This window comes from Mogibacterium diversum (assembly GCF_938028775.1).
In the GTDB taxonomy this organism is placed as follows: domain Bacteria; phylum Bacillota; class Clostridia; order Peptostreptococcales; family Anaerovoracaceae; genus Mogibacterium; species Mogibacterium diversum_A.
Genome location: NZ_CALIZG010000021.1, coordinates 77,792 through 96,434, shown reverse-complemented (window position 1 = coordinate 96,434; position 18,643 = coordinate 77,792). Strand labels below are relative to the sequence as shown.

Annotated in this window: 13 protein-coding genes and 1 riboswitch; of the genes, 2 read left to right on the top strand and 11 right to left on the bottom strand. The window is 42.9% G+C overall.

From position 1 onward, the window contains the following. Positions 1-544: 544 nt before the first annotated feature. On the bottom strand, positions 545-1,255 hold the full coding sequence (locus Q7O90_RS05585) for a DUF308 domain-containing protein (protein WP_304128471.1): 711 nt from the start codon (positions 1,253-1,255) through the stop codon (positions 545-547). A gap of 222 nt (positions 1,256-1,477) precedes the next feature. Here Q7O90_RS05585 and sstT point away from each other — a divergent pair, with 222 nt between their 5' ends. Next, positions 1,478-2,713 (top strand): serine/threonine transporter SstT, encoded by a 1,236-nt coding sequence (gene sstT, locus Q7O90_RS05580; protein WP_304128469.1) that lies wholly within the window; start codon positions 1,478-1,480, stop codon positions 2,711-2,713. A gap of 298 nt (positions 2,714-3,011) precedes the next feature. Here the strand turns inward: sstT and pgeF are convergent, their stop codons facing one another. The 5 genes from pgeF to Q7O90_RS05555 form a co-directional block, all read right to left on the bottom strand. Continuing rightward, positions 3,012-3,779 carry a peptidoglycan editing factor PgeF gene (gene pgeF / locus Q7O90_RS05575; protein WP_304128467.1) on the bottom strand — a complete coding sequence of 256 codons (768 nt, stop codon included), beginning with the start codon at positions 3,777-3,779 and terminating at the stop codon, positions 3,012-3,014. A 12-nt stretch (positions 3,780-3,791) separates the two neighbouring features. Continuing rightward, positions 3,792-4,694 carry a phosphate acyltransferase gene (locus tag Q7O90_RS05570; protein ID WP_273067388.1) on the bottom strand — a complete coding sequence of 301 codons (903 nt, stop codon included), beginning with the start codon at positions 4,692-4,694 and terminating at the stop codon, positions 3,792-3,794. A gap of 245 nt (positions 4,695-4,939) precedes the next feature. Then, positions 4,940-5,515, bottom strand: a complete 576-nt coding sequence (locus tag Q7O90_RS05565; RefSeq protein WP_297968229.1) for an indolepyruvate oxidoreductase subunit beta — start codon at positions 5,513-5,515, stop codon at positions 4,940-4,942. After that, positions 5,515-7,293 (bottom strand): indolepyruvate ferredoxin oxidoreductase subunit alpha, encoded by a 1,779-nt coding sequence (iorA, locus tag Q7O90_RS05560; protein WP_304128464.1) that lies wholly within the window; start codon positions 7,291-7,293, stop codon positions 5,515-5,517. Before iorA ends, Q7O90_RS05565 begins: the two co-directional genes overlap by 1 nt. 253 nt (positions 7,294-7,546) lie before the next feature. Continuing rightward, positions 7,547-8,263: a pentapeptide repeat-containing protein gene (locus tag Q7O90_RS05555; RefSeq protein WP_304128462.1), complete on the bottom strand. Its 717-nt coding sequence runs from the start codon at positions 8,261-8,263 to the stop codon at positions 7,547-7,549. A 424-nt stretch (positions 8,264-8,687) separates the two neighbouring features. Beyond that, positions 8,688-8,860, top strand: a riboswitch (Lysine riboswitch). Positions 8,861-8,956: 96 nt separating this feature from the next. Here Q7O90_RS05555 and Q7O90_RS05550 point away from each other — a divergent pair. After that, the gene (locus Q7O90_RS05550) at positions 8,957-10,609 is read left to right on the top strand and encodes a Na+/H+ antiporter NhaC family protein (RefSeq protein ID WP_304128460.1); all 1,653 of its coding nucleotides are present in this window, start codon (positions 8,957-8,959) and stop codon (positions 10,607-10,609) included. A gap of 110 nt (positions 10,610-10,719) precedes the next feature. Here Q7O90_RS05550 and Q7O90_RS05545 read toward each other — a convergent pair whose 3' ends face one another. From Q7O90_RS05545 to Q7O90_RS05525, 5 genes are all read right to left on the bottom strand, one after another. Then, the gene (locus tag Q7O90_RS05545) at positions 10,720-11,199 is read right to left on the bottom strand and encodes a hypothetical protein (protein ID WP_304128458.1); all 480 of its coding nucleotides are present in this window, start codon (positions 11,197-11,199) and stop codon (positions 10,720-10,722) included. A gap of 21 nt (positions 11,200-11,220) precedes the next feature. After that, the gene (locus tag Q7O90_RS05540; RefSeq protein WP_304128456.1) at positions 11,221-12,561 is read right to left on the bottom strand and encodes a penicillin-binding transpeptidase domain-containing protein; all 1,341 of its coding nucleotides are present in this window, start codon (positions 12,559-12,561) and stop codon (positions 11,221-11,223) included. Positions 12,562-12,589: 28 nt separating this feature from the next. Further along, on the bottom strand, positions 12,590-14,188 hold the full coding sequence (locus Q7O90_RS05535) for an FtsW/RodA/SpoVE family cell cycle protein (RefSeq protein WP_304128454.1): 1,599 nt from the start codon (positions 14,186-14,188) through the stop codon (positions 12,590-12,592). A 152-nt stretch (positions 14,189-14,340) separates the two neighbouring features. Beyond that, positions 14,341-16,002: a glutamine--tRNA ligase/YqeY domain fusion protein gene (locus tag Q7O90_RS05530; RefSeq protein WP_304128452.1), complete on the bottom strand. Its 1,662-nt coding sequence runs from the start codon at positions 16,000-16,002 to the stop codon at positions 14,341-14,343. Positions 16,003-16,188: 186 nt separating this feature from the next. Further along, a complete protein-coding gene (locus Q7O90_RS05525) occupies positions 16,189-18,642 on the bottom strand; it encodes an ABC transporter ATP-binding protein/permease (RefSeq protein ID WP_304128450.1) in 2,454 nt (817 codons plus the stop codon). Position 18,643: the final 1 nt, after the last annotated feature.

Here is an 18,643-nt window from a genome sequence, read left to right as displayed (position 1 = left end):
GCGCACCATTTTTGACTCGTCAAGCACTTTTTTCATCTTTTTTAAGATTTCTTGCTTGCCACGCCCTGGCTCGCTCACTCGTCACATAATTAAAACAACGAGTGTTGTTATTATAGGAAATATAACACTATTGGTCAATAGCTTTTTGCACTTTAAATTACTACATGTTTTATTATTATCTATTTTGTATCTTCACATCTATATATATGTATAACTTATCTATATTTCACCTATATATATACTGTTGATTATTATAGCTTTCATGTGTGCTGCACATTTTATTCTATATATACTGCCTTTACTTACGCACTTACCTATATATATGTATTTTTTCTTTTTTTAGCTAAAAATGTAGAAAGGCGAGGATTTTCTCCACGCCCTAGTTCTCTTCATATTCTTATATGTACATTCCTTTTCTGTATAGCTTTGCATTTTCATCAAAATTTGCCTGTTCTTTTTCATCATTTGCGTCAGCCTCGCTTGGCACTTAGCACTTAGCACTTAGCACTTAGCACTTAGCACTTAGCACTTAACACTATAAATTTTACTTCTTATTTCTTCTTGCTCCAGCTATACTCTCGCGTCTTGACCTTTCTTTCGAGATTTCCTCTTCAAGCTGCTTAATTTTGTTGCGCTGCTCTCTCGATCGGCGTGTAGCTTCGATAGCTATTCTTGTATTCCTCTTTTCTTCTCTTTTTGCTCTTTCAAGCTTTTCTTCATTTTTACTTAAGAACTCTGGCTTGTTATAGTCTAAACTCATGCCGATTCTAAATCTATCTATTCCAATGAGAATGGCTGCAATTCCAATAAGTAGCATAACATGTAGGTTTAACACGCTCTTGTTGAAGAACATGTACGCACCGAGCAACGTCATGGCTGTGCCGAGAACGAAAGTCCTTTTTTCACTTAAAGAATTTGTCTTTATATCGATATTTATACTAAAATCTGCTGCCAGTCCGCTGGTCATGAGCATCATAGCAAAGATTGCTGTTACAGCTACGTCCTCACTCACCTGTCCAGACAAGAACATTACCCCTAAAAATGCAGAGATTACTGCCTGAACAACGTACGTCTTAGTTATCATGTTCTCTTCATATCCAACATTTCTGAACACGACGAGTTCTAATATTCCCATGATAAGCAGCGCGATACCTACAACAAATGCAACCGAAGTAAAGGCTGCCGTTGAATTGGCAACGCAGAACGTACCTACTATTACCATTATTGCACTAGAAATCATAGCTAATAATCTCATCTAGCACCTCCTAATCGTTTCTTAACTTATTAAGTTTATCACACTCGGTATTTTGCCGCAATGAACCTTTGCATTCATGCATAACTTGGTTTCGAGCCAGCTCTTTTTAAGACTGTTTTTTATCACAAAATATTTGTCATAAAATTGTTTTAATTGCAGCACGTTGCTATTTGTAGTATAAATAACGGTACGAAATATTTTATTTAATTGAGGGGGTTCTATATGAAATCCATTTTTAAAGCTTGGAACAAACTAAGCTTAATTGTGCAAATTATCATCGGTCTTGTTATCGGCATTTCGCTTGCCGTTATAGCACCGAAGCAACTCGCATTTTTAACGCTATTCGGCGATCTATTCGTTGGTGCACTCAAAGCGATTGCTCCTCTGATGGTTTTTATCCTTGTAATGGCTGCTATCGCCCAGCATAAATCCGGAACGAAAACTAATATGTCTACAGTTATTGTCCTATATATTGTTGGTACACTTTCCGCAGGACTCTGTGCTGTCGTTGCCAGCTTCTTATTCCCACAGACTCTTATTCTTGCGAAGTCTGCTGAAAAGGTTGCTGCACCTGACAATATCATATCAGTCCTTAAGACCGTGCTTCTAAATGCCATTGACAACCCGATCAACGCAATTGTTAACACAAACTTCCTCGGCGTTCTAGCATGGGCGATCATAATCGGCGTCGCTCTTAGGTCGGCATCTGACTCCACTAAGGGTCTTTTATCAGATCTATCTGATGCGATTACTAAGTGTGTTCGTTGGATCATCCAGTTTGCGCCTATCGGTGTAATGGGGCTAGTATTTAACTCCATTTCTACTAGCGGTATAGGAGCACTTGCAAAATACGCATCACTTATTCTACTCCTCGTTGGAACTATGGTATTTATAGCTCTTGTAATTAATCCGCTTATTGTATTTTTGGCATCGCACCAGAACCCTTATCCACTTGTATTTAAGTGTCTAAGTAACAGCGGTATAACGGCATTCTTTACGCGAAGCTCCGCTGCTAATATTCCAGTTAATTTAGAGCTATGCGAAGACCTCGGTCTAGATGTGAACACATATCCAATTTCAATTCCACTAGGAGCAACCATAAACATGGCTGGTGCAGCTGTTACCATCGCAGTCATGTCATTAGCAGCTTGTAATACTATGGGTGTAAAGGTTGATATCCCTTCTGCGATCTTGCTGGTATTCTTGACTGCAATTAGTGCAGCTGGCGCTTCCGGAGTTGCAGGAGGCTCACTGCTGCTAATTCCACTAGCATGCTCACTATTTGGGCTACCTGCAGACATTTCAATGCAGGTTGTTGGTGTTGGATTTATCTGCGGAGTAATTCAGGACTCTTGCGAGACTGCACTGAACTCATCTACAGATGTTCTGCTAACGGCAACAGCTGAACTTCATGAGTACAGAAAAAGAGGCGAAAAGAAGATTCTCAACATTAAGTAATTTTGATTGATTCAAGCCTATATCTACTGAAACCTTGAATTATGAATGATTATCTTCATTTACTTATTAAGCATCTAGCAGGGTGTTTTCCATATTAAGTGAGATATTTATTTTGATATTCTCGATGAATATTAACTATATATATTTAATATAGACAAAAGCTTTGTGCAGCTACAGATAGAAACGAAAAGCTTGGGGTGATGCCCCAAGCTTTTTTATTTATGTGCCGCAAGGCACTTCTGTTATATTTGCTTTTTTCCTTAATCGGTTTTGCTATATTGCCTATACATCAGATATTCTACTTAAGCATCAGCACCGCCATCTGGCCACCTCGTTTGAGTCCATCTCTTCTGTGAGAGAAATACTTTTCTCTCTCAGCAAACGTGCATCTACCATCAATCTCTATCTGTGATTCAGGGATGCCCGCACTCATAAGAACAGCCTTATTGACTATCGGCAGCGAGACATAGAACTTGCCTCGATCTGGATTGTACGTATACGCGCCAGGAATATCCTTTACGCTCATATCCGAAATCGCCGATATTACATCTTCACCGCACTCGAAGTATTTCATTGAAATGCACGGACCAATTGCAGCGTATAAATCGGCAGGGTTTGAATCGAACTCTTCCTTCATCTTCCCCACTGTACGCCTTGCAATCTCGAGGGTTGTTCCTCTCCAGCCAGCATGACTCAGCCCTATAGCCTCGTTAACGGGATCATAGATATAGATTGGCGCACAGTCTGCATGCGACGTAATTAGTGCAACGCCCTTAGAATTTGTCACCATCCCATCTATACCTGCCCGCCTTGGCTTATACAGTCCTTCACCGCAGTTTTCCTCATCTACGCGGATTACCTCGCTACTATGCGTCTGGTGAAGCATGACAAGCTGACGCGTGTCAATTCCAAGTGAACCGCACCATAGCTTGTAATTTTCGAGGATATTTGCAATGGCATCATCTGTCGTTAGACTCAGATTCATCGAGTCGTAACACCCCGTGCTCACCCCGCCATTTCGAGTGCTATAGTCGCATATTAACTTGTCCTTAAATTGTTCGAACATCTGATGAAAACCTTACTTTGATGCTGCAGCTGCGAATACAATTGAATAGAACTTCTCGTCAGCACCGGAACCACGTGAAGTGAGTACGATTGGAGCCTTTGCGCCAACGACAAGACCTGTCATTCTACCACCGCCCTGAATTACCCAAGACTTTCCGATGAAGTTTCCTGCAGCCATATCTGGAACGAGTAGAACGTCCGCATCACCTGCTACTGGGCTCTCGAATCCCTTGAAGTCAGCTATTTCCTTGCTTAGTGCGATATCGTAAGAGATTGGCCCCTCTATTACGCAGTCCTTTATTTCGCCCTTCTCGTTCATTTCCTTGAGAGCTGCTGCGTCTACTGACTCAGGCGCTTTCTCGTTAAGCTTTTCAGCTGCACAAAGTGCTGCAACCTTAGGGTTCTCATATCCCATGTTGTTAAGAGCTCCAACTGCATTCTCAACAATCTGAGCCTTCTGTTCTAGTGTTGGGTGAAGGAGCATTCCTCCGTCTGTCAGAACCACTAGCTTGTGGTAGTTAGGAACTTCGAATAGTCCTACGTGAGACATTACCTTGCCCATGTTGAGACCAGTTTCTTTATTTACAACCTGCTTGAGAAGATCAGATGTCTGCATCTTACCCTTCATAAGGAAGTCGCCCTTGCCTTCGTTGATAAGTCTTACAGCAATCTTAGCGATTTCAACGTCGTCATCTGCATTGTAGATTGTTGCATCTTCTAGAGCTAGACCATGTTCTTTAATAATCTCTCTAATCATATCCTCTTTACCAACGAGAACTGCCTCAACGATGCCTTCCTTAACTGCCTCATTTACAGCCTCAAGAGAGTGCTCGTCGTGAGCGCAAGCTAGGACAATTCTCTTCTTGACAGGATTACTTCTAACCATTTCTGCCATTTCTGCAAAATTCTTTAACATACATTACCTCCTTAAATAACATAACAATTACTTTGTATGTCTGCCGTGGACTTGTTATTTCCTTAAGCTCCTATATTATAGCATAAAGACGGCTCATTACATTAGTTATATGTCTATTAACGTTATAATCCATGCGGTTTTTAGCACCTTTATAAAAAAGGAGAAGGTCACCCCTCTCCTTAATCATCTTATTAAACATCCATCAGCACGACTAATGGGAATTAGTCCTGATAGCTACGGATTCTTTATAGATCGTATCCTGCCTTGAATGCTTTCTTGTTTAGTTCAACGAACTTAGGCTTTACGTTCTTCTCAATCTGAGCATCCCAATCTACATCGTCTAGAGAACCTATAGCCTTAACTAGTGCTCCGAGGAGTACCACGTTCATAGCCTTAGCATTTCCAAGATCTGTAGCGATTTCTCCAGCCTTAACAGCAGTTACCTGGCACTTTGACTTTAAATCCTCAATGATATCATCTGGATACTCTGCTTTACCTAGGTTTACTGGAGCAGGGTTGATTTTGAAGTCGTTAACTACCATCTTACCGCCAACCTTGAGGTACTCGAGCCATCTTAGGGCTTCCATTCTCTCAAATGCTACGATTACGTCTGCAGATCCCTTTCCTACGATTGGGGAAAGAACTTCTTTACCATATCTTACCTGAGTGCTTACACTTCCGCCACGCTGTGACATTCCGTGAATCTCACTCATCTTAACATCGTAACCAGCTTCCATTAGGCCGCTCGTAAGAATCTTACTTGCAAGGATTGTTCCCTGTCCACCTACTCCTACGAGGAGAATATTCTTAACATCACTCATTATCTCTGCACCTCCTCAATAGCATCAAATGGGCATACCTGCTTGCAGACTGTACAGCCTACGCAGCTATTAACATCGATAACAACATCATCCTTTGAAGACATGAGAGCTGGGCAACCTGTTCTTACGCAAGCCTTACAGTTTCTGCACTTGTCCTGAATGATGTGACACTGAGTCTGGTGTAGTCCCTTGAACTCATCAAGATCCTGCTGGCTGAACTTCTTTAGTACGCATGGCCATCTTGTAATGATAACTGTTGGTTCCTCGCTAGCGATGCAAGCATCAAGAACCTTATCAACTTCGTCAAGGTGTAGAGGATTTACTGTGTAAATGTTCTCTTCCTTGATTCCTACTGCCTTAACTAGAGCAGGAATATCAACTTCTGGAGCTGGTTTGCCCATCAGAGTGAATCCTGTTCCAGGGTTCTCCTGGTGACCAGTCATACCAGTAATTCTGTTGTCGAGGATAACGCTGATACTATCACTCTGATTGTATACCGCATCCATCAAGCTTGTGATACCGCTGTGGAAGAATGTGGAGTCTCCGAGCACACCTACAGCTTTAGTCTTTGCTCCTGCAACCTTGTAAGCCTGAGCAGCACCGTGAGCCATTGAAAGGGAAGCTCCCATACAAATAGCTGTATCAAGTGCGCTTAGAGGTGCGTTAGCTCCGAGTGTATAGCAACCGATGTCTCCGTTGATCATGAGCCCCTTCTTCTTCTTGATTGCCTGGAAGAATCCTCTGTGAGGACATCCTGCACATAGCGTTGGAGGACGTACAACAGACTGAAGTTCTGAATCATAAGATTCAGGCTTAACTCCTGTGAGCGCCTCTCTAACGATATCTGTGTTGAGCTCGTCAAACTTTGGAATCTGCTGATTTCCAATGCACTCAATTCCGTGAATCTCGAGGAACTCCTGTAGATATGGGTCCATCTCTTCGATTACATATACCTTATCTACCTTGCTGCAGAAATCCTTGATTAGGTCTGTAGGTAGAGGGAATGTCATTCCTAGCTTGAGGTATGAAGCATCCTCGCCAAATGTTTCCTTAGCATACTGATAAGAAATACCAGATGTAACAACACCGATCTTAGTCGAGTGCCACTCAGGTTGGTTAATCTCTGCTTCATTTGCATAAGCTTCCATGTTAGCTAGCTTAGTCTCGAGATTAACTCTCATCTTCTTAGCATTAGCTGGTGCGGAAACATACTTTTCAATCTGCTTCTTGTAAGGAACGTACTCATGCTCTTCTCTATCGCCGAGTTCTACGATTCCCTTTGAGTGACAGACTCTAGTTGTTACATGGAAAAGAACTGGAGCATCGAATCTCTCGGAAAGACCGAACGCCATCTTCATGTAATCCTTACACTCCTGCGAGTTGGCTGGCTCTAGCATGAGCAGTCTTGCTGCCTTTGCGTAGTTTCTGTTGTCCTGCTCGTTCTGGGAGCTGTGCTGACCTGGATCGTCAGCGGATACGATAACAAATCCACCTGTAACTCCAGTATATGCGATTGTGAAGATAGGGTCTGCTGCAACGTTAACACCTACGTGCTTCATAGCGCAGAACGATCTAACACCTGCAATTGATGCACCGATAGCAGCTTCTGCAGCTACCTTCTCGTTAGGAGCCCACTCTGAGTACACATCATCCTTGTACTGAGGCATGTTCTCGAGGATCTCGGTGCTTGGAGTACCGGGATAAGCCGAAGCAAACTGGCAGCCGCCTTCATATGCGCCGCGAGCAATAGCTTCGTTGCCCGACATAATTACTTTCATCTACTTACCTCCTTAAGTTTAACCGCATTAAACTTGTCATAAATATAATTGAATTATACAAATGAATATATTGCTCGTCAAACAATGTCTTTTTGCTATTTTTTTGCTATTTTGTAGCTTTTTGACAAAATTATATGTGGTCATACTACAGTTTTTGTTTGTCTAGCCTTTATTTATGCGACTATGATTATATTTTTGTAAGAATTTTACATTTTAGCTGAAAATAATTTAGCGAATAATATCCGTTTACAAATTATACAGTTTGATATGCTATGCACTGTTCTCTTTCCATAAAAAAATGTATTCCTCGTGATGAATCCTTCCACCGATCTGGCTCGAATCCGTTAGCTAGCTCTACCCATTTCCCTCGTTCATAGTAGAAATCTGGATCGACTGTGGACTGAGCCCAGTCGTAGCTGATAGTCTCATCTATGCTCTTAATTGATAGTACCTTGGCCTTGTCGCATCTGCAGGTTTCCCGCGTAGCCGAGACTCGCCGTGCCTCTCTTGGAACTAGGAGCTGAACTACTCTGAGCTCGGAGCAGCATTTCCATGCTATAAATGCACCTTCCTCCGGAGGCACCATCCTGTACCATTTGGTATTTTCATCTACGATGATGCCATCGAGATTGGCGCCCTCGAGGACTGCGGCATACAGATTTGCTCCGCTTAGGTCGCTGTCCGAGAGGTCGATATCGCGGAAGATGGCTTCGGTCATATCGGAACCTACGAACCTGCATCCGTGCATCGGGCACTCTCGAAAGAGTGTGCCCGATATGCTGGATCCGCTGAAGTCTGCGCCTATGAGGTTGCAGTTCTCAAAGCTGCAGAGCTTAAACGTGATATTTGTCATGTCAAATCCTTCGAGATCTGTATCACTGATGATGCTTTCCTCCACTATGAGTCTATCGGCTTTATCTCTATCTATTATTAAATTTTTAAACTCATCTGATGTGAATGCTTTATTCATTAACCTTCTTCTCCTCAGTTTCTTGTTATATTTCTAGTTCTTACCATGCATTTCTATGCCTTTTTTATCAAAGTTGGCAGATTAACACTCCTATACACATGTATCATGACAATTGCCCACTTATATATCACACATACATTAAAACATTTAAAATGCAGGAGAATATTGATATTACAGAAATCATGAAGCTACCCTCTAACTGAATTATATCACTTATCGCTGTGTTTTAAACTACCGAGAGGGGGTGTGAAGGGGTGTACTATAGAAATGTGCACAATAATACGAAATACAAAATCATAAAACTTATATATTTATTCTCCCTACTATTGTTGTGTGATTTCACAAAGAAATTTAACATTTTTGGATTTTTCCTTGACTTTAGACCAAAGTTGGTATTAATATAGAACCAGCTTTTGAATAAGACTGACTCGATAGAGGTCGCGGAGCTCAAGAGTACCTGACAGCTACAGCGTGGGAAGCTGCTGCTAGGGAAAGGGAAATCCGCCGAAGAGAATATCACCCCAATGATATTTTCTGGGTCGGTGCAGAATATGCGCCGAACTGTCACATCGTAAAATGTGGAGCGCTATCAATGGTATAAAGCTAATGCGTATTTTTGCATTGCTTACGTACGAACCATGGATACGTTTCAGACGTTATTCATGGCTATTTTATTTATACGGAGGTTTTAAAATGATACGCATTAACAAAAGTAGAATTATGTACGTGTTCGGGCTTACCGCGCTCTTCATAGCGGCTGTGCCGATTGTAGCAATGGCTGCTGACAGTAAGCCTGCAATGTATGCAACGATATGGGCTGTACTACCGCCTATCGTCGCTATCGGACTAGCCCTCATCACAAAAGAAGTATACAGCTCGCTGTTCATCGGAATTCTTGCAGGAGGACTTATATATTCTGGAATGAATTTCCCTAAATTCATGAATCATGTGATGATAGATGGATTCGTTTCATCACTGTCTTCAGCGGGAAATGTAGGGATCCTAGTTTTCTTAGTTATACTCGGTATGCTCGTAGCTATGATGAATCTATCAGGCGGTTCCGCTGCTTTCGGAAATTGGGCAGCTCAGAGGATAAAAACTCGCCGTGGTGCACAGTACTCGACCGTTACTCTAGGAATTCTCATTTTCGTAGACGACTACTTCAACTGTCTAACTGTTGGTAGTGTTATGAAGCCACTTACTGACAAATACAACATATCGAGAGCTAAGCTCGCATATTTAATAGATGCAACTGCAGCACCAGTCTGCATTTTAGCTCCTATTTCATCTTGGGCTGCAGCTGTAAGCGGTTTTGTAGAGGGAAAAAATGGTCTAAGTATATTTATTCAGGCTATCCCTTATAACTTCTACGCACTTCTCACCATCGCCATGATGTTCATGATTATAACTATGAACTTCGACTATGGAAAAATGGCAGTTTATGAGAAAAATGCCGTAGAAAACGGCGACCTATTCACAGTGCAAGATACTGCAGCATTGAAGAATGACAGTGCTGCCGAGACAGTGCATCAAGGAATAGTAATGGATTTGATGTTCCCAGTAATAATTCTCATCATCTCTTGCATCACTGGCATGCTATATACTGGAGGATTCTGGAGCGGAAAATCATTTGTAACTGCATTTGCAGGTTGCGATGCATCCACTTCGCTAGTGCTCGGAAGTGTTGTTTCACTTGTTATTACAGTTGTCTACTACATGATTAGAAGAGTCGTTCCTTTCTCGGAGCTTATGGAATGTGTTCCAGAGGGATTCAAATCAATGGTTTCACCAATTCTCGTTCTGACAATGGCATGGACTCTAAAAACCATGACTGATTCTCTAGGTCTAGCGCAATTCGTTGCCAATATGATGGATAAGATTCCTGGCGGATTAATCATGATAATACCTGCGATGTTCTTCCTCGTATCTTGCGCTCTAGGTTTTGCGTCTGGCACATCGTGGGGGACTTTCGGAATACTAATTCCTATAGCACTTGCAGTAACTGCGAATAGACCTGATATGATGATTGTCCTCATCTCTTCCTGCATGGCTGGTGGAGTTTGCGGCGACCACTGCTCGCCAATCTCAGATACGACAATCATGTCATCTGCAGGTGCAGCTGTTAGACACCTCAGCCACGTTGAGACTCAGCTACCTTATGCTATGACTGTTCTCGCTGTATCGGCTATATGTTATGTAATTGCTGGCATCATGGAATCGCCATGGGTTGCGCTCGCGGTAGGTCTCGTACTTCTATACATGGTTCTGCGCTTCTTCAAGAGAAGAGCGGGTTCGTATGTAGTTGACGAAGCTCAGGCTATTGAGACTGCAACTGCCCAGGGTTAAGAAGTACACTATCTATGAATCCTTGAAAAAAATATATTTTATCCTTGCTGAAAAGACTAAAAAGGGAGCTATCACTACTGTGGTGATAGCTCCCTTTCTGCATTTATCGATCAGAGCTGCATAAACGGGATTATATGTAGTGCAGCCGCTACGATAAATAATCCTAGCAAGATGAACATGCTTCCGATAATGCAGTACGCCTTCTTGCTATTATTAATTACATCTTGTGGATTTAACTCCTTTATATAAAATCTTGTAGGCGAATGTTTGTCGTAAATTATAGTGATGGGAATATCATCCTTGTGCTCACATTTTCTCAAAAATGAGGCCTTGCTATCTGAGCCAAAGAACGTTTTGCTATATCTGAGGCTTTTACCACTTTGACTCTTGAAGGCAATCTCACAGTCACACTCGAAGCTATATCTTGTGCTTCTAATCTCGATTACCTTTAGGAAGCCTTCCGTTTCAAGTACATTTGTGCCATCTACCACTAGATCATTAATATCCTTCTCCTTGCATAAAGATAGTCGTCCTGCAGATATAAGCATCCAGCCTATTAACATCATTATAAGAGCTATAAAATACATCATCTAATCCGCACCATTAGTATCCTAGTTGTTCTGCACTAGCGCAAGCAATGTTTTATAAGCCACAGGTCCTGCAACCTTATAGCCGGTGCCACCGTTTTTAACCCATGCCACGAATGCATATGGATGATCTGCATCATCTATAAATCCAACGAACCACGCATCAGGTGTTCCGCTCCCAGTCTCTGCTGTTCCAGACTTTGCATAGATGTCGAGCCCTCGGAAATTACTCTCTCCATATGTAACCTTAACGTCATTTTTCATCATGCTCTTCATCTTACCTGCGGTGCCACTGCTCAGGTAATTACCTAATGAATCACCGCCAGTAACCTTTTTAAGGAAATTAGATGAGCCTATTATATAAGGATTTATAGCTTTGCCACCATTTGCAATAGCGCCCATATAGACCATCATCGAGGCAGGATTTACGAGGTCATCAGCCTGCCCGATACCCGCCCAACTAAGTTTAATTGGGTCATCTTTTGGAAAAACGAATGTGCCCTTTGCTGTCTTAATTCCGTTTATATCGAGCGAGTTGGTAAGTCCAATCTTCTTGACGTAATCCCTCATGGTGCTTGCACCAACCTTACGAGTGATTTCTCCAAATGCGCCATTACAAGACTTTGCGAGTGCCATCTCGAAGTCAACATGCCCATGTCGCTCTGTGCACTTTATCGGTGACCCATTTACATACGTAACACCAGTACAGTTAAAGCTGAAATCATCTATATCATCTACATTATCAATTGCCGCTGCAGCGGTTACCGTCTTAAATGTTGAGCCTGGAGTGAGCCTTCCCGAGAGGAATGTATTGAAATATTCAGATGAACTAGAACTTGTTGGAAGTGTCCCCTTAGGATCAACCGATGGCGTACATACCATCGCCATTATCTCTCCAGTTTTATAGTTGTATACTCCGACCATCCCTTGGCGGTTACCGAGCGCCTTATATGCAGCTAAATTAGCCTTTGCATCTATGGTTAAATTGATTTTGCTTCCATCCTTAGTGGTATCATAGGTCCCGTTCAGCAGGTCGTACCCTATGAGCTGCGGTCTAAACACGTTGATTGCGCCCGTCGCAATATTGCCCTTTGGATCCCCAACCGCATGAACAGTTGCTTTTCTAAGTGAAGCATCAGAAGGATATACGAGTCCCTCCTTGGTACAGTTAAGAAGCATAACACCGTTTCGGTCGTAAATAGTACCACGATTGACTTCACCATTAGTATATATCTGCCTATTTCCATAGAAGCTCGCCCAATCTTGCCCCTTGGTTACGAATCGCCACGTAAAAATCAATATCCCTATGAACAGCGCCGCGGCGAGTAGCAGACAGATGTTCGCTCTACGCTCTAGTTTCCGCATACGCTACCTCCTTTTGTCTTCGCACCCATCACGGTCTCCTCTTAATAGCAAGGCTTGCATCCTTACGCATATCCGCAGCCTTAAAGTATGCCAGCATTGCCCATGAACACATTGCACTCGTACCACCCGTAGATACAAATGGGAAAGTAACTCCAGTTAGAGGAAACAGGTCTACCGCTCCAAATATATTTAGCATGGTCTGAAAAATCATCATTGTCGCAGCGCCGCACGCTGCTATCGTGTAAAACGCTGACCTTCCTGCTACAATTGAATTTACCGCAAACAGCGAAAGGGTAATGATACATAGGACAAGCAGAATTGATATTATAAGTCCCCATTCTTCAGTTACAAACCCAAACACAAGGTCTGTGTTAGAGGCTGCGACAGTCTTTAGAGACCCATTTCCAGCACCAAGGCCTAGAAGACCTCCACCAGATGCATAAGACATGGTTCTAGTCTGCTGGTATCCCATGCCATTGATAAAATCTGGCTCCCACACGTGTCCCCAGGCATTGAATCTGCTCAGTATATATGGTTTGAACCTGAGCACAAGTATGCCCATAATTCCGGCTGCACCTATCGTGAGTATAAGCCTCGAAAAATCACCACTTCTTAGGAACGAAATTACCAGATATGTTACGAAGAAGATAAGCGCACCTCCGAAGTCTCCCATCTTGGCAAGGCAAGCCAGGCAGAACAAGGAGAATAGCATGAAACCATAGAGATTTTTCCTGTTGAAGAGATTCTCCATGGTTGCTGCACCGATGCATATGAATGCAAGCTTGACAATTTCAGAAGGCTGAATTGAGATGCCACCGACAGTAACCCAGTTAGCAGCTCCGAATTTAGTCGTTCCGAATATTACATTGAACAGCAGTAGCCCTATAGCGAGCACAGCGAGCACTGGCTTAATCTTCTCCGTCCTCCTCAGATCTCGCATATACATGCACATGAATATGAAGATAAAGATCCCGACAAGCGTTGCAATATACTGCTTCATTGTAAGCGCAGGGTTGGCAGAGGTCGTGACCGCTAGTCCTATAGTCGACATGAAGAAAGCTATCATCTCCATCTCAAAACCTTTGCTACCCATGGCTCTAAAAAGAATCACATAAATCCACATAGTAGCAGAAAGCAGCGGAATTGAAAGAAGCGCCCCTGGAGTAAGATTCGTCCCCATGCCAATTATCAGCTGTATCATCGTCAGAAACTGAAATGCGGTGATTGCAACCATAAGAGGCCATGGCGAGACAGGTTTCTTATCCATCGAGCGCATAGCATCATTATTCTTTTCCTCTTCAACACTTATCGCAGCGAGCGTGCACTTTGCACCGCCCATCGTGATTTCGTCACCAGGATTAATTATGTATTTCTTACGCGGAATTAGCTGGATACCATTGATAATGGTCCCATTCTTGGAATTCAGGTCCTTAAACATCCATTTTCCGTCTTTGCGGCGAATCAAAAGTGCCTGCGTATTAGAAATTGTATCGAGTTCAATACGCAGGTCAACAGATGACGATCTGCCGATAATGTTCTCCCAATGCGTGATTGGAAGTGTAACACCATCCTCAACAGATAGGTAGCCCCAGACTTCTGGCGTCACTCTAGTTGAGAGTAATGACATGATGGACCTCATAAGAATGTAAACTGCCAAAATTACGAAGATCCACCTTGATGCCGTCGTTATGTATTTAGCGAAAATAGGATTATTCTCGACAAAAGTAAGTACGGATGTAAATAAACTATCTATGGTCACCACCCCATTTACAGTAATCTCTATTTCTTCCAGGAGCTCTTGAGGCTTACGATGCTGTTAAACACCTTCTCGTCATCTGTCGTTAACTCGCTATCCGCAATATAATATCCTTTGCGGAAGAATTGGAATCTCTCGCCAGCCTTGACATCGGAAACTGATGGCTCAGCATAGCCCCAGGTCTCATGTAGCGAATCTGGATTGAGCTCTAGATTGCCATCTTCATTTTCAATCATAAGTGTCTGATACTCTCGTATCTTAATCTTCACTGCCGTAGAAGCTTCTACGAAGTGAATTGTCCCCTTCACCTTGCGATTTCCACCTTCGGTTCCACTCTTAGTCTCTGGATCGTAAGAGCATAGAAGTTCCTTGATGGAGCCATCTTCGTTCTTAACAACCTCGTTACACGTGATAAAATAACCACCCTTAAGTCTAACCTCGTTGCCAGGGAACAGCCTGAAATACTTCTTGACAGGCACTTCCATGAAATCCTCTCCGTCTATCCATAGTTCACGACCAAACGGAATTTCTCTTACTCCAAGCTCTGGAACATTTCTGTTATTCTCAACCTCGCAAGTCTCAATCTGCCCTTCCGGATAGTTTGTAATCACTACCTTAATCGGATTCATTACGACATTACGAGCAGCAACCTTGAACTGAAGGTCATCACGCACGCTAGTCTCGAGCTGTGCAAAGTCTACTGTCGAGTTAGACTTAGCTACACCGATATCATCGCAGAAGCTTCTGATTGCCTCAGGTGTATATCCACGTCTCCTAATGCCCGCAATTGTAGGCATGCGTGGATCATCCCAGCCTGAAACAGCACCTTCATCAACGAGCTTCTTGAGATATCTCTTACTCATAAGCATATTGGTAATGTTGAGCCTTGCGAACTCAATCTGCCTTGGTTGTGGATTCCAAAAGCCAACTTCATTAAGTACCCAATCGTATAGTGGTCTGTGGTCCTCGAACTCGAGCGTACAGATGGAATGTGAAATCCCTTCAATCGCGTCTTCAATCGGATGAGCGAAGTCATACATAGGGTATATGCACCATTTATCACCGGTGTTGTGATGAGTGGCATGTGCGACTCTATAAATAATAGGATCCCTCATATTGATATTAGGTGAACTCATGTCAATCTTGGCACGAAGCACCGCCTGTCCATCACCATACTTTCCAGCTTTCATGTCTTCAAAGAGAGCTAGGTTCTCCTGAGCTGTTCTATTTCTATATGGACTTTCCTTACCAGGCTCAGTAAGCGTACCTCTGTACTCCTTCATCTGCTCAGCTGTGAGCTCGCAGACATAAGCCTTACCCTTCTTGATGAGCTCAATCGCTGCATCATTCATAGTGTCGAAGTAGTCAGAAGCCCACCTCTTCTCATCCCACTCGAATCCGAGCCAACGCACATCCTCTTCGATTGAATTTACGTATTCCATATCCTCTTTTACAGGATTGGTATCGTCGTATCTGAGGTTGCATTTTCCGCCGTATTTCTTAGCAGTTCCGAAGTTAAGGCAAATGGATTTTGCGTGTCCAATATGCAGGTAGCCATTAGGTTCCGGTGGAAATCTCGTATACACCTCTTGGTATTTACCCTCCGCTAAATCCTCATCTATCATGTTGTGAATGAAATTGCTTCTCATCGTAGTTTCTGGTGAATGCTCTTTATCGGTAGCCATCATTGCCCTCCTCGGCTTAGTTTAGTGCATGTTCGCCAAGTCACGAACGCTAACCTTCACGCGGTTACCCGATGCGTCCACAACTTGGCGAATGCGTTAATTTTATTAAAATTATATCATAATCATGCAGTTTTCAAAAGGTGGAGCAACTCATAAGCCCTAAAAACACTGTGTAGATTATGTGGTCTAGATATCCACCCTTGCCAGTATCGCTGCTGGCGTCTTGCGCATCGTCTGGAAGACCGGCATCAATCCAACTATTAGGTTGAACAGCATGAGAACAAGGAATGACAGTACGCCTACCCAAGGAGCAATATAGAATTTCGCCCCTAGAAGTGCGGTTGTATGGCTGAGCACGTAATAAGCGCCCGCTATACCAGGAATAGCTGTAATCGCCGTGATTACTGCAATCTCTCCTATGAACATCTTATATATGTCGCGTTTCTTGAGCCCGATGGCTCTCATTGTGCCAACTTCCTTAATTCTAGAGAGGAATGACGACCTAAGCATCAAGAAGAGCTCTATTAGCGCAACTAAGATGATAATCCCCGCTGCAGTGAATGTGCTTCTGACGTTCTGAGCTTCTGAAAGTTTATACTTCTCCTTATCACGGTCATAGTTGATTTGCACCGAATAACCCTGCTCAGTAAGTTTGTCAGCAAGCGAGCCTGGTTCATCCGAGTACACAGATACAACTCTCTGCTTTGATATATATCCTAGCAGGATTGTGTGATTAGTCGTGTAGTACGCATCGTCATCTTGTGAATCTGTCGTGTAGTATCCGACTACCTTGAGCTTATGATTGTTTATGTTTGCGGAAATCTCTTTGTTAAGTGGCATATCCTCTTCATGAGTATCTCGCACTACGACCTCGTAATCATTCGCTGGCGCCTTGCCCTTCTTGATCTTGATTGACGAAGGTGCATAAGCATAATCTGTGATTGGATTATCGCTGTCTTGATTGGATCCTTCATTCGCATTTTCTATTGGCATGCTAGAAGGTGCATCGAGTGTCGAAGTTGACTGGCTATACATGAGCACATCCTGGCAGTAGCTGTCTGCAAAGAAAGCAGATGGTGAATTTAAATTCGAAATCCCTGTTATCGTGAATTCTCCGAGGTTTTTCACTTTGATTTTTCGACCAATTAGATCGGATGTCTTGATTATACCGACTTCCTGAACAACTCTCGACTTGAACATCTTGTCCACAAGCAGTTTATCTATGACAATGCCTCTATCGTCAGTCGGAAGCTTGCCCTTATACAGCTCTTCTTCCTTGAGCACACTCATCGGTGTTATCGACGCGCCAAACTGCATCTCGTAATTTGAGCTCTGCAGATATTCGGTAAATGGCATCCTCAGCATCACCTGCGTATTGCCTGTAAACGCGGCTCTCACCCCCTTGGTGTTCCGAAGCGTTTCGGCGAGTGTTGGGTCCTTCTTGGTGTTATTAACAGTTATATAGTTCGCATTAGTGGTGAGAAAGTCTTTTTCTTTGATATCCAGAGCTCCGAGCACATTGCTTACAGCTACAAATGTGAATATCGAAGCGAACATAAATCCTATGAGCAACAGTTTCTTGAGTCTGTTGAACTTCGCAACTGTCTTGAACCCGTTAGTAAACATCTTGATTGGCGAGTACAGCGAGGTGTACCTAGCCTTATATCCTTCAGGCAGATACTTGTCATACTCGAAGCGATTATTCTCGTATATACTGGAATCCATCGCCGAGTAATGGTCATCGATTAGTTCGATATTGGAATTCTCGTCCACAACGTTATATTTACCACCTGTATCTACGTACAGATTACCAGCTCTAAGGACTAGCTTTATACCAGCCTCAGAAAGCCCATCGCTATAAACATCAACCTGAATATCTTGGTTGCCATATGCATCATGTTTAGGCATATCCTTGAGATATATCTTATTCTCTAGTTGATAATCAAGATAGTTATCAGTATCGTTTTCTCTATCGCCGACGACCTTTCCATCCTTCATGTCTATGATTCTCGATGAATAGAACTCCGCTATTTTCTTCTCGTGTGTTACGAGCAGAACTAGTCTGTCCCTCGAAATAGTCTTGATGATATTCATGACCTCGATTGTGTTCGCACTATCGAGGTTTCCAGTCGGCTCATCGGCTATGATGATGCGCGGATTCTTGACAATGGCACGCGCGATTGCGACGCGCTGTCTTTGTCCTCCTGAGAGCGCATCAGTCGTCTTGTTTCTAAACTGATAGATTCCTACTGACTTTAGGCAGTAATTAACACGTTCTTTGATTACATGCTTATCTTTGATCCCAATCATTCTAAGCGCAATTGCGACATTTTCAAATACCGTCATCCTGTCAAGCAGGTTAAAGTTCTGGAAAATGTACCCTATCTTAGCATTGCGTATCGAGTCTACCTTCGATGCTCTCATCTTGGATATGCACGCATCATCGATAAATATCTTGCCCGAATTAACCTTATCAAGTCCTCCGATAGCATTTAAAAGCGTCGTCTTGCCACATCCAGATGGTCCGAGTAGCGCTACAATGCCGGTCTCCGGTAACTCCAGAGAGGTGTCGTTAATTACATGTATTTCATTGGCTTTACGCTTATTGAAAAACTTATTTACATGTTGCAACTTAATCATT

Bases quoted from the DNA above. Each gene is read 5' to 3' on its own strand.
- Q7O90_RS05550 (WP_304128460.1), top strand. From the start codon at position 8,957: ATGATACGCATTAACAAAAGTAGAATTATGTACGTGTTCGGGCTTACC.
- Q7O90_RS05565 (WP_297968229.1), bottom strand. From the start codon at position 5,515: ATGAGTGATGTTAAGAATATTCTCCTCGTAGGAGTAGGTGGACAGGGA.
- Q7O90_RS05570 (WP_273067388.1), bottom strand. From the start codon at position 4,694: ATGTTAAAGAATTTTGCAGAAATGGCAGAAATGGTTAGAAGTAATCCT.
- pgeF (WP_304128467.1), bottom strand. From the start codon at position 3,779: ATGTTCGAACAATTTAAGGACAAGTTAATATGCGACTATAGCACTCGA.
- iorA (WP_304128464.1), bottom strand. From the start codon at position 7,293: ATGAAAGTAATTATGTCGGGCAACGAAGCTATTGCTCGCGGCGCATAT.
- sstT (WP_304128469.1), top strand. From the start codon at position 1,478: ATGAAATCCATTTTTAAAGCTTGGAACAAACTAAGCTTAATTGTGCAA.
- Q7O90_RS05555 (WP_304128462.1), bottom strand. From the start codon at position 8,263: ATGAATAAAGCATTCACATCAGATGAGTTTAAAAATTTAATAATAGAT.
- Q7O90_RS05535 (WP_304128454.1), bottom strand. From the start codon at position 14,188: ATGTCATTACTCTCAACTAGAGTGACGCCAGAAGTCTGGGGCTACCTA.
- Q7O90_RS05585 (WP_304128471.1), bottom strand. From the start codon at position 1,255: ATGAGATTATTAGCTATGATTTCTAGTGCAATAATGGTAATAGTAGGT.
- Q7O90_RS05525 (WP_304128450.1), bottom strand. From the start codon at position 18,642: ATGATTAAGTTGCAACATGTAAATAAGTTTTTCAATAAGCGTAAAGCC.
- Q7O90_RS05530 (WP_304128452.1), bottom strand. From the start codon at position 16,002: ATGGCTACCGATAAAGAGCATTCACCAGAAACTACGATGAGAAGCAAT.
- Q7O90_RS05545 (WP_304128458.1), bottom strand. From the start codon at position 11,199: ATGATGTATTTTATAGCTCTTATAATGATGTTAATAGGCTGGATGCTT.
- Q7O90_RS05540 (WP_304128456.1), bottom strand. From the start codon at position 12,561: ATGCGGAAACTAGAGCGTAGAGCGAACATCTGTCTGCTACTCGCCGCG.